This is a genomic window from Gluconacetobacter dulcium (assembly GCF_014174165.1).
Taxonomy (GTDB): Bacteria; Pseudomonadota; Alphaproteobacteria; order Acetobacterales; family Acetobacteraceae; genus Gluconacetobacter; species Gluconacetobacter dulcium.
The window spans coordinates 1-13,852 of sequence record NZ_JABEQN010000018.1 but is presented as its reverse complement, the minus strand read 5'-3'; the positions used below and the strand labels follow the sequence as shown (position 1 = coordinate 13,852).

The 13,852-nt window shown below is 67.7% G+C and carries 11 protein-coding genes; 4 read left to right on the top strand and 7 right to left on the bottom strand.

Going from position 1 to position 13,852, the window contains the following annotated elements; genetic code table 11:
* Positions 1 to 97: 97 nt before the first annotated feature.
* The 4 genes from HLH25_RS14075 to HLH25_RS14060 all read right to left on the bottom strand — a co-directional run bounded on the left by HLH25_RS14075 (position 98) and on the right by HLH25_RS14060 (position 5,792).
* Entirely contained in the window at positions 98 to 1,981 is a 1,884-nt protein-coding gene (locus HLH25_RS14075) for a methyl-accepting chemotaxis protein (protein WP_182974671.1), read from the bottom strand.
* 631 nt (positions 1,982 to 2,612) lie between these two features.
* Positions 2,613 to 3,005 carry a hypothetical protein gene (locus HLH25_RS14070; protein WP_182974670.1) on the bottom strand — a complete coding sequence of 131 codons (393 nt, stop codon included), beginning with the start codon at positions 3,003 to 3,005 and terminating at the stop codon, positions 2,613 to 2,615.
* A 113-nt stretch (positions 3,006 to 3,118) separates the two neighbouring features.
* Positions 3,119 to 4,006: a 4-(cytidine 5'-diphospho)-2-C-methyl-D-erythritol kinase gene (locus HLH25_RS14065; protein ID WP_182974669.1), complete on the bottom strand. Its 888-nt coding sequence runs from the start codon at positions 4,004 to 4,006 to the stop codon at positions 3,119 to 3,121.
* A 1-nt stretch (position 4,007) separates the two neighbouring features.
* Entirely contained in the window at positions 4,008 to 5,792 is a 1,785-nt protein-coding gene (locus HLH25_RS14060; protein WP_182974668.1) for a tetratricopeptide repeat protein, read from the bottom strand.
* Positions 5,793 to 5,890: 98 nt separating this feature from the next.
* On the opposite strand from HLH25_RS14060, the gene HLH25_RS14055 reads away from it, so the two are divergent.
* Together HLH25_RS14055 and HLH25_RS14050 are read left to right on the top strand one after the other, a co-directional pair.
* On the top strand, positions 5,891 to 6,781 hold the full coding sequence (locus HLH25_RS14055) for a uracil-DNA glycosylase (protein WP_182974667.1): 891 nt from the start codon (positions 5,891 to 5,893) through the stop codon (positions 6,779 to 6,781).
* Positions 6,782 to 6,995: 214 nt separating this feature from the next.
* Positions 6,996 to 8,990 carry a lytic transglycosylase domain-containing protein gene (locus HLH25_RS14050; protein ID WP_182974666.1) on the top strand — a complete coding sequence of 665 codons (1,995 nt, stop codon included), beginning with the start codon at positions 6,996 to 6,998 and terminating at the stop codon, positions 8,988 to 8,990.
* A 69-nt stretch (positions 8,991 to 9,059) separates the two neighbouring features.
* Here HLH25_RS14050 and HLH25_RS20345 read toward each other — a convergent pair whose 3' ends face one another.
* Positions 9,060 to 9,770, bottom strand: coding sequence for a CPBP family intramembrane glutamic endopeptidase (locus tag HLH25_RS20345; protein WP_246402384.1), 711 nt, complete (start codon positions 9,768 to 9,770; stop codon positions 9,060 to 9,062).
* A gap of 40 nt (positions 9,771 to 9,810) precedes the next feature.
* Here HLH25_RS20345 and HLH25_RS14040 point away from each other — a divergent pair, with 40 nt between their 5' ends.
* On the top strand, positions 9,811 to 10,428 hold the full coding sequence (locus HLH25_RS14040) for a TetR/AcrR family transcriptional regulator (RefSeq protein WP_182974665.1): 618 nt from the start codon (positions 9,811 to 9,813) through the stop codon (positions 10,426 to 10,428).
* Between the two features lie 73 nt (positions 10,429 to 10,501).
* Here the strand turns inward: HLH25_RS14040 and HLH25_RS14035 are convergent, their stop codons facing one another.
* A complete protein-coding gene (locus HLH25_RS14035) occupies positions 10,502 to 11,791 on the bottom strand; it encodes a hemolysin family protein (RefSeq protein ID WP_182974664.1) in 1,290 nt (429 codons plus the stop codon).
* A 101-nt stretch (positions 11,792 to 11,892) separates the two neighbouring features.
* Entirely contained in the window at positions 11,893 to 13,086 is a 1,194-nt protein-coding gene (gene hpnH, locus HLH25_RS14030; RefSeq protein ID WP_182974663.1) for an adenosyl-hopene transferase HpnH, read from the bottom strand.
* A 394-nt stretch (positions 13,087 to 13,480) separates the two neighbouring features.
* Between hpnH and HLH25_RS14025 the strand changes: the two genes are divergently transcribed.
* On the top strand, positions 13,481 to 13,852 hold a 372-nt coding region (locus HLH25_RS14025; protein ID WP_281376858.1), incomplete at its 3' end, for a 1-deoxy-D-xylulose-5-phosphate synthase N-terminal domain-containing protein.

Here is a 13,852-nt window from a genome sequence, read left to right as displayed (position 1 = left end):
ATGGCGGACGATCATGCCCGCCATTCAATGAAGACCCGGAAGACCCAATACCGGAAAACCCAATACCGGAAAACACAGTCCCGATCGTGCGCGCGCGTCAGAAAGCCTGAAGCGCAGGTGCCCTCTTCGGGCGAGACGCGGGCTGACCGGGCCGTTCACGCGCACGGCCCAATTCGAAACGGCCGACGAGCTTCTGAAGTTCGCCGCTCATCATTGCCAGATTATGGCTGGCGGCGGCGCTCTGTTCCGCCACGGCGGCGTTCTGCTGGGTGGTCTGCTCCATGCTGGTCATCGCGAGATTCAACTCGCTGATACTTGTTGCCTGATCCCGGGCCGCCGTCGCGATGTTGGAGACCAGGCCGCTGATTTCCTCCACCTGGCTGACAATCCGGTGCAACGCTTCACCGGTTTCCCGCACCGCGCCCACCCCGTCTTTGACCTGTAGCGCGGAACTGGCGATCAGCGCCGAAATCTCCTTGACCGCTTCGGCCGCGCGATGTGCCAGATTACGGACTTCCGTCGCAACAACCGCAAAGCCACGCCCCGCATCCCCAGCCCGCGCCGCCTCCACGCTGGCATTGAGCGCCAGAATATTGGTCTGGAAGGCAACCGCGTTGATCATCTCGACGATACCCGAGATTTCGCGCGATGACGCGTCGATCCGAGACATGGCGTCAATCGCCTGACCAACGACAATACCAGCCTGTTTGGCATCGTTCCGCGACGTGTTGACAACCGTATGCGCGTGCGTGGTCTCTTCCGTCGTCTTCTGGACGCGCTGGGTGATCTGCGTCAGTGCCGCCGACGTTTCCTCCAGAGTGGCGGCCTGCTGTTCGGTGCGCCGCGACAGGTCATCGGCGGCCGTGGACAGTTCATGCGTGCTGTTGCCGATGCTGTAGGCCGAGCCTGACACAGACCCGAAAGCCTCCGACAGTTGAGCGATGGACTCGTTGAAGTTTTCGCGCAACGGCTCCAGACTCGCGGCGAAACGGGTCGCGATCTGCACCGAAAGGTCGCCGCGAGACACTTTTTGCAGCCCGTCGGCAAGGCTGTCGATTGCCGTCTGCAACTGGCGGGCGGCTTCCTCCGCGCGCTCCTGCGCGGCCTGCCGCTCGGCCTCCTGTTGCCGGCGCAATGCGTCGGCTTCCTTCTCCAATCGGGTCTTGTCGATCGCGGCCAGGCGGAACACCTCCACGGCATCCGCCATGGCGCCGATTTCATCGTGTCTGCCCGTATACGGAACCTGCGTTGCCGTATCGCCGCCGGCCAGACCGCGCATGGACTGGGCAATCACAGGAAGCGGTCGCAGCATCCGTTTGACGATGACGCCGGTCGCAATCACGCAGATCAGAATGACGAAACCCGCCATCACGATCAGCGTCCGAAGAAAGCTGTTGATCGTGGCGGCGATCTTCTCTTGCCTGAGCGCGACATCGAGGCTTCCGAGAATTTTCCCCGTTGGCGAGAAGATCGGATAATAAACAACCCTCAACCTCTCTCCCGCCAAGAGGATTTCACCCTCCGCGGGTTGCCCCTGCACCAAAGTTTTGTAAACCGCGCTGTCGGGGTCGAGGGGCGTGCCGAGGACGCGCTGACTTTCTCCATTTTTGTCGTCTGCGTCGCTGATCATGCGCCTGATGAAGCTACGGCCATTGTCGTCGACGACGAACAGGACGGCCCGCCCCCCCAGAATACGGACCATGGCATCCGTCATACGATGATCGTCATAGTGCGAGGGCAGATTTTCAGCCGTGATCCGTTGAACCGCTCCGCTGGCGTCCCATGCAACATGGACCCCAGGCATATCGCGTTCAAAGAGGCTGGCCGCCGCACGCATACTGGCATGGAGTGAATCCTGCACGGATTGCTGCATCTCATCACGCACAAGATGCGTAACGGTCATGACGATAGCAACGGAACAAATAATAAGGGAAAAGCAAACCATGGCAATATTCTTGCCAACAAGTCCAAATCTCAGCATGGAAAGGAAATCCCTAATGCGTTATTATTTTCGTAAGGCGTGATAATAAAATCCAGGCTGTACCGACCCACCCCCATTCATTACGTATTATTTATGAATTGAAATACAGATACCATTATATTTATTTCATCTCAATATATTCTGGAAAAGCGATGAAAATATATAAGCCTTTCGCACATCACGTGCCGGAGAGAATTAACCTTTTCCTAACGATTGCAAGGTATAGTCGAAATGCTCTTATCCCCGAGAGCCTGACCGAAAATGCGCGCTGGCAAGCGAGAGCAGCCCGTTCCGGGCCGCGCCCGACATGTGTTTCCGAGCATCGGTACGGAGTGGCTCGGAACGGCGTGGCCTTGCTGGCCATGCGCACCGAAGCCCAGAAAACGCGCGGAGGACACGCCGCCAGCCGCGCATTTTCGGTCAGGCTGCCAGAGGATGCGTGCTGGGCAGTTGCCGTTGACGCGGCTGTTTCAGCCGGCATCCCGCCTGCCCCGCGCGGGGAAAGGGAACGATCCAGACCATCGACCCAGGAGCACGCTCACCGAAAACCGGCACGATGGAAATACCCTGGTTTACTGCTTGCACGCGCCACGTCCCCCGTTTGAACGCACGCATTCAAACAGGATACGCGCTAGCTCGGCCGCCCCGTCCCACCCGTGCTGGGGTGCATCATCGCCTGATGCCGCGTCAGGGCCTGAGCCACCCGCCGCGAATCCTCGGGCGCCAGCGCCAGCCCGACCGGGCCATAGGCCGGATGCTGGAAAGCAATCAGCGATCCCTCGCTCAGCGCCTCGGGCTGCACCGCCCAGTTGGTGCGCAACACCGGCACCACCGGCACCCCCTCGATCGGCGGCGGCGGCAAGGTCTCGACCATCGCGCTGCGAACCGTGCCCAGAGAGGCGATCAGTTCGCTCAACTGCTCCAGCGTAAAGGCAATCGTGCCCTCCACCCCGCTGCCATCGAGAAACGCCAGCGTGGCCGTCCCGCGATCATCGGACAAGCTGACCTGCATGCGCGCGCTCATTTCGACCTCCCCACCTCGTCACCGGGCAGGATACCACATCGCGCGGCGATCCCGGCACACGGACGAAGCAGACCGACCGATTCCACCCGGCCCGCCCGCCTGTCCGGACACAGTCAGGCGTGAAGCGGCCCCGCCCACACCCACCAGCCGGGCCGTTCCACCGCCGCCTGCGCGTCCTGGGCCGCCTGCGGCGAGTCGAACAACGCAAAACAGGTCGCGCCCGAGCCGCTCATGCGCGCCAGCCGACAGCCGGGCACGGCCTCCAGCACATCCAGCACCGTGCGGATCGTCGGGCAGATGGCACAGGCCGCGTCCTGAAGATCGTTGGTCAAACCTGAAAGATCCCGCACCATCGCCGCCACGTCGGGCCAGGCGGAAGGCAGGCTTGCCGCCGGCGTGAAGACCGGCGCCCGCGCGCGGAACACGGCGGGCGTGGAAACCGCCTCGCCGCAATTCACCAGCATGATCCCGCAGGCCGGCAGGGCGGGCGCGGGGTCCAGCCGCTCGCCGATTCCCCCCATCCGGGCGGCGCGCTGGTCGATGCAGACAGGCACGTCCGCCCCCAGCTCGGTCGCCAGCGCCATCAGCCGCTCGCGCGGCACATTGCCGGGCCAGGCACGCAGCAGCAGGCGCAGCGCCGCCGCCGCATCGGCCGATCCGCCACCGATGCCCGAGGCGACCGGCAGCATCTTGTCCAGGACCACACGCACCGGCTCCAGCCCGTCGGTGCCGCCGATTTCCGCCCGCAGCAGCCGCGCCGCGCGCAGGATCAGGTTGCTGTCCGCATCGGCCACCAGTCCGGCCCCGAACGGGCCGGCAATATCCAGCGAGACCGCCCCGGCCCCGCCGTGGCCGGGATGCAGGGCCAGCCTGTCGCCCGCGCCGGTAAACACGGCCAGACTGTCCAGCAGGTGATAGCCGTCCGGCCGACGGCCCGTTACGTGCAGGTAGAGGTTGATCTTCGCGTGCGCGGATTCGTACAGGGTCCCTGTCACGGGCATTTCAGTCCTTCTTCTGGCCCGACGGTGCCTGAACGGGCGGCTCGACCTGATGGACCGAACGCGCAGCGTCCGCAAGGGCGGCGCTGATCCGCCCGGCATCGGCCGGATCGCTGGCCGGCAGCCCCTGGGCGAAATGCCACTGGTTGATCGCCTCGCGCAGCCGGCCGGACTCCTGATAGGCCACGCCCAGATGGTAATTGACCGCCTGATCCTCGGGCGTCTGTTCCGCCGCGCGTTCCAGCATCACCACGCCCTCGGCCACATGCCCCCGCCGGACCAGCGCCCAGCCCAGACTGTCGCGGATCGCGGCGTTCTGCGGCTCCAGCGCCACGGCCCGACGCAGCAGAGACTCGGCGCGGGGCAGGTCCCGCCCCTGCTGCACCAGCGAATAGCCCAGATAATTCAGCAGCAGCACCTCATCGGGCGCCAGGGTCAGCGCGTGCTCCAGGTCGGCCTGCGCCTGCGGCCAGCGGTCCAGCCGGTCATAGGCGGCGGCGCGGCCGAACAGCAGCGGCCAGTCCGCGCCTGTCAGGTGCCCCGTCGCCGCGATCGCGCGGCTGTAGGACGCTTCGGCCCCCTGCCAGTCCTGCCGGTCCGATTGCAGGTCGCCCAGCGTCTGCCAGATCCGCGGCTGGCCGGGCTGGGCGGCCGTCAGGCGAAGCAGCGCCGCGTTCGCCTCGTCCCACCGCCCGGTGGCGGCATCGAGCCGCGCGCGCTGAAGCTGGATGACCGAACCCAGCGGATCGTCCGGCACGGCGCCCGCCAGCGTGTCGCGCGCCGCCACCGCCTGGCCGGCCTCGTATTGCAGCGCCGAGAGCATCAGCCGCGCCTGTCCCACCGCCGGGTCCAGCCCCAGCGCGAAACGCAGCATCATCATGCGCATGTCCCGCAACCCGCCATCATGGGCCAGCCGCCCCGACGGATCGGCCATCCGCGCCACCTCCTGCCCCACCAGCCCGGAGAGGAAGGCATAGGCCTGCGCGATCCCCTGGCACGGCGCGGCCGGCGCGGCGCGGTCCATCGCGGTCAGGATCCCCTGCCGAGACAGCGCCAGGCCGGGCGCCCCGGCGAGCAGCCCGTCGACCAGCCGCTCCGCCTGCGCGCGCTGCCCCTGGCCCACCAGCCAGTGCCCCAGCGCCAGCACGGTGAACAGGTCATGGCCCGCCGCCGGGGTGGCCAGCGCCGCGCGCGCATACCGGGCAGCCTGCTCGGGCCTGCCGGCGGCCTGGGCGATCAGCGCGGCATGAACGGCGTAATACCCCCCAAGGTCGCGGTCGGCCACCAGCGGGTCGAGTTCGGCCAGCGCGCGCTCGCCCTGGCCGGCTCCCAGCAGGGTCCAGGCCGTCAGCAGCGGGCGGATGGTCGCCAGCAGCGGGTCCTTGCGCACCCGGTCGTAATGCGCCTGCGCATCGGCCCAGTGCGCGGTCCGCACCGCCGCATTGCCCATCACCAGTTCGGCCAGCGCCTGGCCCGGCAGGCGCCCGGCCAGCGCGACAGCCGAATCGTCGCCCGCGAGGGCACTATACAGAAAGGCCCGCCGCAGCAGGGCCGGTTCGCCGGGCGCAAGCTGCGCCGCCTGACGAAACGCGCGCGCCGCCACGTCATCGTCGCCTTCCAGCGCCGCGACGGTGCCCACCAGGTACGGCCCGTCAATGCCCTCCGGCCAGGGCGCGGGCGCGGGTTTCACGGCCGACACGGGCTGGCCCACCCCCTCCCGCGCAAGGAGGGGACCGGCCGGCGCCGCCAGCGCCAGAAGAAACGCGCAAAAGGAGCGGAAACGCTGCATGATGGCGGACCCTACCGCGCGTGGGGTAAAACTGCCAAACCCCAGTTCGCCGGTCCTCTCTCCGGCGGATCGACCACCGCGCGGAAGGCCCGGAGAGCATGATGGACGCACTCGCCCTGCTGCGGCTTTATGCCGAATGGGGCGCCGACACGGCGCTGGACGACACGCCCATCGACTGGCTGGCGCGCCCCGCCCCCGCCGCGCCCCCACCGGCCGCTCCCTCTCCGTCCAGACCCTACGATGCCGCGCCGCGCCACCCCGCCGCGCGCGCCCAGCCGGGGGCCGCCACACCCGCCCCCGCCACGCCGGAACCGCGCCGCGCCCCTCCCCGGCCCGCCGCTGCCGGCGAAGACGGCGTCCCCCTGATCGACCGCGCGGTGCAGCAGGCCACCGAAGCCGCCGCCGCCGCGCACACGCTGGCGGCCCTGCACGCGGCCATGGCCGGTTTCACCGCCTGCTCGCTGCGCGATACCGCAACCCACACCGTCGCCACGCTCGGCGAGGCGCCGGGCCGCCTGCTGCTGATCGGCGAGCCCCCCGACGCCGCCGAGGACCGCAGCGGCACCCCCTTCGCCGGCCCGATGGGCGACCTGCTGGACCGTATGCTGGCCAGCATCGGCCTCGCGCGCGCCGACATGCTGCTGGCCCCGGTCATTCCGTGGCGGCCGCCGGGCGAGCGCCCGCCTTCCGCCACCGAACTGCGCATCTGCGCCCCGTTCCTGCACCGGCTGATCGTGCTGGCCGCGCCCCGAAAAATCATCGCGATGGGCAACATGCCCGCCCGGCTGCTGACCGGCGATACCACCGGCATCGCCCGCCTGCGCGGTCGCTGGCGCGACATCACGATCCCCGGCCAGGCGGCCCCGATCGCCCTGCTGCCGATGCGCCATCCCTCGCAGATCGGCGCCAGCCCCACCGCCCGACGCGATGCCTGGAAAGACCTTTTGTTGCTGCGCACAACGCTGGACCACGACAAGGTCACAGACTGAAACAGTAAGTAAATCCAGTCCGGTGGAACTTTGTCCGGATTGTGGCAGACAGCCGGATGACTGCACCGCAATACACGTTTTATTCACCTACGAATTCACACCATAAAAGGCCGTTTTAACGGCTGTTTAACCTACCTGAGCGGAACGCTTACTATAGGCCCACGTTCGAATATGGTTGCTTTCTGCCACCATAGCCTTTAGAGGCCCGTCGGCCATGCGAGGGATAACCCATACACCCCCACAGCGTGCGGTCCGTGCCTTCCTGGCCGGAGCCGCTTTTCTGGCCGGTGCGCTCGGTCCGCTTCGTGCGTCCGGCGCCACGGTGCAGCCCGGTGACGGCCATCCGTCGGGCAGCGACGAGCGGAACGAGGAAACCGCCATGGCGCTGCCACGGATCGCGCCCCCCGGCGGCGGCGCGGTCGGGCTCGCCCGTCCCCTCGCCCCCGACGACGCCGCGCGCGTCCGCCGCATCTTCAGCCTGCAACATGCCGGGTCGTTCGACGCCGCGATCCAGGAAACCGCCAATCTGCGCGACGACACGCTGCTGGGCGACATCCTGGCCGACCGCTACCTGAACCCCGGCTATCACGCCGCCGCCGGCCAGTTGCGCCTGTGGCTGCACACCTATTCCGCGCTGGCCGACGCGCCGGCGATCCATGCGCTGCTGGCCGGCCTGTCGCCGCGCGGCGCCGCCCTGCCGCCCGCCCCCGCGTCCACGGCGCTGGCGGCCGGCACCGGCGCCGCCCCCGTGCGCCTGCCGGAGGAAGACGACCCCGCCAGCCGGGCCTTCACCCGCAACCCGCTGCTCGACCGCACGGTGCGCGAGCGGTCGGAACAGGGCGCCAAGGGCGCCCGCAGCGCCCTGCACCTGATCCGCATCACCCCCGGCCTCAGCCCCCTCTACGGCGCGCAACTGCGTGCCGAGGTCGCCATGGCCCTGTTCAGCGCCGGCGATACCGCCCTGGCCATGAAAACGGGGCAGGATGCCTTTCTCGAATCCTCGGGCCGGATCGGCCTCGCCGGCTATGTCGCCGGCCTGGCGGCGTGGCGGCGCGGCCGCGCCGATATCGCCGCCCCGCTGTTCGAAGGCGCTTCCCGCGCCGAGCTGACCGCCGCCAGCGTCCGCGCCGGCGCCGCCTTCTGGGCGGCCCGCGCGCACCGCAACACCGGCGACCTGGCGGCATGGCGGCCCTGGCTGCACCGCGCCGCCGCCACCCCGCACACGTTCTACGGCCTGCTCGCCGCCCAGCTCCTGGGCCTGCGCCCCACACGGGGCGCCGGCTCGGCAGCCACCGACGGTTCCCAGCCCGACAGTTCCCAGCCCAGCGGCGCCCACCTGGCCGACGACCGGGCGATGCTGCATGCCGGCGCGCTGGTCATGGGCGAAATCGACGTGGAAGCCGTGGCGGCAACGCCGGCCGGCCGCCGCGCCTTCGCGCTGCTCCAGGTCGGCGAGACCGCCCGCGCCGAAGCCGCCCTGCGGCGACTCTGGCCCGATATCCAGGGCGACGCCGCCCTGTGCCGCTCGGTCCAGCTCGTGGCCGACGCCGCCGGCCTCAAGGCCCTCTCGACCCAGCTCGCCTCGCTGCTGGCCACCCAGGCCGGCGGGCAGGCCAGCCCGACCGGCCGCCTGCCGCTGCCGCGCCTGACACCGGGCCACGGCTTCCGCATCGACCCGGCGCTGGTCTATGCCCTGACCCGGCTGGAATCGAATTTCGACAGCGGAGCCGTCTCGGGCGCCGGCGCCCACGGGCTGATGCAGCTCATGCCGGTCACCGCCAGCTTCGTGACCGGCCAGACCGGCCGCTTCGTCGCCTCCCCCGCCCTGCTGCACAACCCGGCGGTGAATCTGGAAATCGGCCAGCTCTACATTCTCTATCTGGCCCACCTGTCCGAGCAGCATGACGAACGCCACCGCACGCCGGGCGGCGACCTGCTGCGCATGCTGGCCAGCTACAATGCCGGCCCCACCGCCATCGCCCGTCAGGACGACCCGGACGAGTATAACGACGACCCGCTGCTGTTCATCGAGTGCCTGCCCAGTACCGAAACCCGGGACTATGTCCGCCGCTCGCTGACCTATCTATGGCTCTATGCCGACCGGATGGGCCTGCCCACCCCGTCGCTGGAAACCCTGGCCCGCAACGAATGGCCCGCCTTCGCCGCCGAACGCGACCTCGCCAGCCACCCCGTCCACGCAGTCCACTAAGGCACGGGCACACCGGCGGCGAATGGTCTCTCCCGCCGCCTGCGTCCCCCTCATAGTCCCGCCCGCCCCCTAGCCAAGGTCGACGAAGGCGGCCAGCGCGTCCTCGAGCCCATGGGCCACCATCCCCGGCACGAGGCTGCCACGCAGGGCAGCGACGATTCCGAACAGCAATCCAAAGACGGCGATCTGGGCCGCCAGTACCGGCCCCTGATAGAGATGGGCAGCACCGAAGAGGACAGCCTGCGCCACAACGCCGATCCAGGTCGCGCCGGAGAGATACGCGATCTGACGTTGCAGGAGGCCCCGAAAGGCCAGTTCCTCGACCACCCCCGCACAGGCGGACACCACCAGCCAGACCGGCACCTCCCAGGCTTCGGAGAGGCTCAGTCGCCCGACAGCCGCCAGATCGCCCGGCCCCAGAAGACGCGTCAGCCCGAACGCGATCGCCTGCCAGAAGGCCAGAAGCAGCACGCCCAGCACCAGATCTCGCAGCAGCGTGCGCCGATCGAGCGGCCGCACGCTGACAAGCGCGCCAAGCGACAGCCCGACGCCACGCAGAGTGGCACGGACGAACTGGAACATCAGATATTGGCCGCCGATCAGAGACACGAAAATCCCGACCTGCTGCTGGGGATGCTGGCTGGGAGACGCCGCGCCCGTGCCCTGATGGCGCGTCAGGAACCCGGCAAGGGCGAGTGCGGCGACGATCGCGCACAATGCCGCGGTGCGCCCGAAGGACGCGACGGGCCGGGCCGTCATGGGAAGGGCGGTATCGGTCATGCACGTTCCTATTGCTACTGTGTAGTGTTAGCATGACGCAATGAACGGGATAAAGCAACCAAGTTGCGTTAACGGGGATACCGAACAGGCACCCCCGGATATCCGGCGTCGCCGGGGCGGGCGCAGCGCGCGCGTTCATGCGGCCGTGATCGAGGCGACGCTTTCCATGATGGAGGCGGGGGAGACCCCGAGGGTCGAGGAAGTCGCCCGCCGCGCGGGCGTGCAGAAAACGTCGATCTATCGCCGCTGGGGCACGCTCGAGTCGCTGGTCTTCGAGGCGGTGGGCGCACGCGCGCGCATGGCCCTTCCCTTGCCGGACACGGGATCGTGCCACGAGGACCTCAAGATCTATCTCGCCGCCAGCATCGCCTTTCATCGCTCCGATTTCGGCAAGCTTGTGACGCGCCTGGGCGTCCAGATTCCCGAGGATGCCCGCCGGGAATTCTGGCGCAAGCGCCTGGAGGCCGCCTCGGTTCTGTTAAGCCGGGGGCAGTCGCGTGGCGAGGTGGCGCCGGACCTGAATGTTGGTCTTGCGATCGAAATGCTGATCGCGCCATTTTATTTTCGCGCGCTGGTGTCCGGCGAAGAGATCTCGCCCTCGCTCACGGAGGCGCTGCTGAATATCGCCCTGCCAGCCTTCCTGCGCCGACCGGAATGACTGTCCGGACCGTCGCCCGGCCCTGCCGAGGCGGGCATGGGAAGGCACCCGTCCGCGCATCCCGGCACACAGCCTAATTCTCCGCCAGCACCTGCCGGCTGGCGCGCACCTTCAGCACCCGGCGCTGGTCCATCTCCAGCACCTCGAACAGCCAGCCGGAGAACGCGATCTTGTCCCCCACCGCCGGCACCCGGCGCAGCAGGGCCAGGATCAGCCCGGCCAGCGTGTGATAGCTGCCTTCGTCCGGCAGGTCGGCGAGGCTCAGCCGGTCCTTCACCTCGTCGGCCGGCATGAACCCGTCCAGGATCAGGATATCGTCCTGCGCGAAGCGTTCCTTGGGCGTGCTGCCGGGCTCATGATGCTCGCCCACGATGGCCTCGAACAGGTCCGAAGCCGTCACGATGCCCTCGAACGACCCATACTCGTCCAGCACCACCGCGATCCCCAGCGGGATCGAGCGCATCCGCTCCACCATGTCGAAGGCCGAGAGCGTGTCCGGCACCACCACCGGCTTGCGCAATACCGATTCGATCGAGACCGGGCGCCCGTCCAGCATCCGGTCCAGCATGTCCTTGGCCAGGATCACCCCCACCGGATTGTCCACCCCGCCCTCGCACACCACGATGCGCGAATAGACGGTATTGCGCAGGGTGCGGCGCAGTTCTTCCTGGCTGGCCCCCCGCTCGATCCAGAACAGCTCATTGCGCGGGGTCATGATCGCGCGCACCGGGCGGTCGGGCATACGCAGCAGGCGCTCGATCATGTCGCGCTCCTCCTGCTCCAGCACGCCCGACTGCGCGCCCTCGGCGATATAAGCTTTCAGTTCTTCTTCGGTCAGCGCCTCGCGCGTCGCGGCCTCCACCCCCATCAGCCGCAGCACGAGGTTCGACGACCACCCCAGCAACCACACGGCCGGGCGCGTCACCCGCGCCAGCCCCTCCAGCAGTAGCGACAGCCGGGCGGCAATGATCTCGGGATGGCGCAGCGCGATCTGCTTGGGCACCAGTTCGCCCAGCACCAGCATCAGCGAGGTGATCGCCACCACCACGATGGTGATCGAAAGCTCTCCGGCAAAGGGGCGCAGAACCGCGAAGCGCGCCAGCCACGGCGTCAGCGCGCCCTCGATCTGCGTGCCGCCGAACGTGCCCTCCAGAATCGAGACGAGCGTAATGCCGACCTGCACGGTGGGCAGGAAGCTCTGCGGATCGTCGGCCAGACGCAAGGCCCGCTCGCTGCCCTTGACGCCGGCACGCTGCATGATGGTCAGGCGCGCCCGGCGCGCCGAAATCAGGGCCAGTTCCCCCATGGCGAAAACGCCGTTGACGAGAACGAGAAGAAGAATGACGGCAATGGACGTGATCATGATGCCGCGCACTTTAATGCGGCATCGGCAAAACCTGAATACGACAATGGCGGGGCCAGCCGGCCCCGCCATTCATTATCGCCCGAAAAGGGATACCGCGATCAGTCGGCGGCATCGGCCGCGACAACCGGGGCGGAGGCAGGCGCATCCACCACCGTCACGCGCGGCGGCTTGGCCGGCTTCTTGGCGGCGGAGATTTCGGCCATGCGGGCATCCACATGCTGGGTAAAGACGTATTCGGCCGGGCGCTGGTTGGCCAGCGAGATTTCCGGCGCCATCGGCTTCTCGGTCTCGGGTCCGAACAGCGCGACCTTGGCGATGTGCCAGGGGCGACGCACCGCATCCATCACCGCCGTCGATTCATAGCCGGAATGGACCATGCAGTCGGCGCATTTCTCGTAATTGCCGGTGCCGTAATCATCCCACTTGGTGTCGTCCATCAGTTCCTGGAACGTCTTGGCATAGCCCTCGCCCAGCAGGTAGCACGGGCGCTGCCAGCCGAAGACGTTGCGCAGCGGCTTGCCCCACGGCGTGCAGTGATACTGCTCGTTGCCGGCGAGGAAGTTCAGGAACAGCGGCGACTGCGTGAAGCGCCACTTCTTGCCCTTGCCCAGGCGGAAAACGTCGCGGAAAAGCTGTTTCGTCTTCTGGCGGTTCAGGAAGTGCGCCTGATCCGGCGCCCGCTCGTAGGCATAACCCGGCGCGGTCATGATGCCGTCCACACCCATGGCCATCACTTCGTCGAAGAAATTGGCCAGACGCTTGGGGTCGGTGCCGTCGAACACGGTGCAGTTGATCGACAGGCGGAAGCCACGGGCCTTGGCCTTCTTGATCGCGGCCACGGCGCGCTCGTACACCCCGTCCTGGCAGACCGAGGCATCATGCATCGCCTGGTCGCCATCCAGATGCACATCCCACGAGAAGAAGGGCGACGGCTCGTAATCGTCCATCTTCTTTTCGAGCAGCAGCGCATTGGTGCAGAGATAGACGTATTTCTTGCGCGCGATCAGGCCCCGGATGATCTCCGGCATTTCCTTGTGCAGCAACGGCTCGCCACCCGCGACGGCGATGACGGGCGCACCGGCCTCGGTGTCCGCGTCCAGGCATTCCTGCACGCTCATGCGCTGGTTCAGGATCGCGGCGGGATAATCGATCTTGCCGCACCCGGCGCAGGCCAGGTTGCACCTGAACAGCGGCTCGAGCATCAGGACGAGCGGATAACGCTTCCGGCCCGTTACGTGCTGCTTCACGACGTAGGCGCCCACCCGGACAGCCTGCATAATAGGAACGGCCATGAACCCTCTGCTCCTGCGCCGGCATGGAGCCGGCCTCTCTCAAATCATGTGACTTGTATTATGGACACGTCCACGCAGCAGATAACAACCCGGCACGACCATAGCCGTGCATGAAAGACATAGCGAGGTTGCGGACATGCGACGCCACGATCCCGTTCCGGGGGGTATAGGACAGATCGACTCTTATACTCAATTCCCATCACATGCACTGTGACCAAATGACCACAGTGGGGAGGAAGAGTCTGTATTTGCTTCCCCCACGGGAGTAGAAACCGAACTGTAACAGACCGGGGGGCGTTACGATCGCCCCGCCCGGACACGTCGCAAACACAGAATGGACCGGACAGGGCCGCCCCGGGCCCATGATCCGGCAAGCATAACGGACGTCATCGTCATGAACCAACCCCCGCCTCCCCCCTCCACCGGCACAGCCGGGACCGCCGGCGCCGGCCAGACGGGTGCCGAGCCTGCGGGGCAGGTACCGACGAAGGGCCGCTTTCCGCTGCTGGACCGGGTCAGCGCGCCGCGCGACCTGCGCAACCTGTCGGTGGACCAGCTCCGCCAGTTGGCCGAGGAATTGCGGGCCGAGACGGTTGACGCGGTCTCGACCACCGGCGGCCATCTGGGCGCCTCGCTGGGCGTGGTGGAACTGACCGTGGCGCTGCACGCGGTGTTCGACACGCCCGACGACCGCATCATCTGGGATGTCGGCCACCAGGCCTACCCGCACAAGATCCTGACCGGCCGGCGCACGGGCATCCGCACC

Coding starts and splice junctions, on each gene's coding strand:
- HLH25_RS14070 (WP_182974670.1), bottom strand. CDS start 3,005: ATGAGCGCGCGCATGCAGGTCAGCTTGTCCGATGATCGCGGGACGGCC.
- hpnH (WP_182974663.1), bottom strand. CDS start 13,086: ATGGCCGTTCCTATTATGCAGGCTGTCCGGGTGGGCGCCTACGTCGTG.
- HLH25_RS14055 (WP_182974667.1), top strand. CDS start 5,891: ATGATGGACGCACTCGCCCTGCTGCGGCTTTATGCCGAATGGGGCGCC.
- HLH25_RS14075 (WP_182974671.1), bottom strand. CDS start 1,981: ATGCTGAGATTTGGACTTGTTGGCAAGAATATTGCCATGGTTTGCTTT.
- HLH25_RS14050 (WP_182974666.1), top strand. CDS start 6,996: ATGCGAGGGATAACCCATACACCCCCACAGCGTGCGGTCCGTGCCTTC.
- HLH25_RS14065 (WP_182974669.1), bottom strand. CDS start 4,006: ATGCCCGTGACAGGGACCCTGTACGAATCCGCGCACGCGAAGATCAAC.
- HLH25_RS14040 (WP_182974665.1), top strand. CDS start 9,811: ATGAACGGGATAAAGCAACCAAGTTGCGTTAACGGGGATACCGAACAG.
- HLH25_RS14060 (WP_182974668.1), bottom strand. CDS start 5,792: ATGCAGCGTTTCCGCTCCTTTTGCGCGTTTCTTCTGGCGCTGGCGGCG.
- HLH25_RS20345 (WP_246402384.1), bottom strand. CDS start 9,770: ATGACCGATACCGCCCTTCCCATGACGGCCCGGCCCGTCGCGTCCTTC.
- HLH25_RS14035 (WP_182974664.1), bottom strand. CDS start 11,791: ATGATCACGTCCATTGCCGTCATTCTTCTTCTCGTTCTCGTCAACGGC.